Here is a 2,314-nt window from a genome sequence, read left to right on the forward strand (position 1 = left end):
GTTAGAAGAAATTCTGTTTGAGCGTTGTCAAGTTCTTTTAACACAGCAATTTGCAATCAAGGCTATAACCCAGTACCATTGGTGGCCGAAAATTCAGGTTTAATTACTCCGATGCTACCGGATTTGATATCATACCCTCCTGGGAGGGGTTAAGGGTGGGTCCCCATCCCCCCATCATCCACAGAACCACCAACTCAAAAAATATGAGCCAAACCATTCCCAAAAAAATCCGCGCCATGGAAGGGTAAAGAGAGTTGACAGGGGATTTTTTTCCAAGTAGTATTGTATTATGGGTTGCAACTCGCCCGTACTCTTGATTTTTTATTCAATCAATTAAGTAAGCGATCGCCTCTCTCCCCATAACTTAAAAAATAAACAGCTAAATCAAAGACAAAGACTTATAAACAGAAACCAAAGTATTAGCACAAATCACCCCAGAAGCAGCCACTGCCGGAACACCAATACCAGGCAGCGTACTATCACCCACTCGATACAAACCAGGAATAGGAGTATGAGGCCCAGGGAAACTACCATCACCAGCGACAATAGCTGGCCCATAAGAACCTTGATAACGTCGTAAAAAACGAGCATGAGTAAGAGGGGAACCAATTAACTCCAGACTTATACGTTGTCGGACATCAGGAATAACCCTTTCCAAAGCCAAAAATAAAGACTCAGCCTTTTCACGTTTGCGTTGTTGATAAGAGTCATCCTTTTGCCAACCAGAAAAAGATTCCAGAGTATAAGCATGAACCACATGATGACCGGGGGGAGCAAGATGAGAATCCCAAACCGAAGGAATAGAAATCATACAAGTATTGCCAGGAGTGCTAATATCAACATCCCCATCAAGCACAACCACATGATGTCCCGTCAAATCCTCCAAACCATCAGCACGAATACCCAAATGTAAGTGCATAAAACTTTCTACAGCAGGAGTCGCCAAAGCAACTTCGCGGTAAGAAAAAGGTAAATCTTCTAATTGCAATAACTTAGTATAGGTATCCCAAATCGTAGCATTGGAAATCACAATATTCGCTCTAACAACTTCATCCCCACGCAACCGCACCCCTATTACCTTGCCAGACTCTATCAATATTTGTTCCACATGAGTATTCAAGCGTAACTCACCACCCCAACGTTCTAGACCTCTAACCAGAGCATCAACTATAGCACCACTACCACCCATAGGATATTCCACAACTGAGTTAGAACGTTCTCCCAACATAAAGGCCACTTCTGGAGCAACAGTACCATCAGCTTTTAAACCAGAGAGGAGAAAACATTCCAAGTCTATTAAACGACGTACCCATGGGTCTTGCACCCATTTGTCCATTATTTGCCCAACAGAACCCCCAATATCTCTGAGAGAAGGCAGTAACTTCAGCAAAGATAATCCATATTTTCCCAATAAAATAGGAATTAACCAAAAATCAGCTCTTAAAATTGTAGTGGGAATTTCTTTCAGGCCGTTATATATTTGCAAGAGATGCTCTTGAAATTGTTCTAATTCTTCAGCACCTTGAGTTGTGAACTTAGCAACAGCTTCTATGTAGGACGACGCATCAGAATAGATAGGTAAACTACCTTCAGGAAAATGATAGTGTCCCAGAGGGTCATAGACAACTGTCTCAATAGATTCTCCCAAAATTTCTAGGACTTTTTGTAAAGGATTGAGACTATTGGGGTCAGCTAATCCACAATAAAACGAAGGGCCAGAGTCAAAGTGGAAACCTTGGCGGGAGAAAGAGTGAGCAGCACCCCCAGGGATAGCATGGCTTTCACAAACTAATACTTTTTTGCCATAGTAGGCTAGCATTGCTCCTGCAACTAATCCTCCAATACCACTACCAATGACTATTACATTAAAGTTTTCCATATCATATTAATTTTTTTTTGACAATAGCTTTAACAGTTATTAATCTAAGACCTCTTTTTGAAGAAGGCAGAAGGCAGTGGGAACTGTTTGCGTAGCATGACCTAGGAAAGACAGAAGGGAAAATTGCTTATGGATTCAAACCCCACACAATTTTAAGCACCCCCGTTGATGGTGGGGTATTAAACCCGCCACAGAAAAGATAATTATCTTTTTCTTTTGGGTTGAACAGGACTTACGCATTTTTCCGAGAAAAACGCTATATATACCATAGTGCTATAGTTTTTATCTACTATATATAGTATCTTTGCGTAAGTTCTGTTTAATATAAAATCCGGTTATACAGTATATGTTTATAATTCTATCCACACTTCAATATTAAATCGGACTATTTCCCAATCTCCCCATCTGGTTCCCTTTCCCAAAATTGATATAAGA

1 protein-coding gene is annotated in these 2,314 nt (G+C 40.6%); it reads right to left on the reverse strand.

Annotation, left to right across the window (positions count from 1 at the left end):
• Nucleotides 1-379: 379 nt before the first annotated feature.
• Nucleotides 380-1,879: an NAD(P)/FAD-dependent oxidoreductase gene (locus F6K13_RS29040; protein WP_124145109.1), complete on the reverse strand. Its 1,500-nt coding sequence runs from the start codon at nt 1,877-1,879 to the stop codon at nt 380-382.
• Between the last annotated feature and the right edge of the window lie 435 nt (nt 1,880-2,314).

Source organism: Okeania sp. SIO2B9, assembly GCF_010672505.1.
In the GTDB taxonomy this organism is placed as follows: domain Bacteria; phylum Cyanobacteriota; class Cyanobacteriia; order Cyanobacteriales; family Microcoleaceae; genus Okeania; species Okeania hirsuta.

What these genes read in the sequence shown, in the direction of transcription:
- F6K13_RS29040 (WP_124145109.1), bottom strand. Translation starts at nt 1,879, where the DNA reads ATGGAAAACTTTAATGTAATAGTCATTGGTAGTGGTATTGGAGGATTA.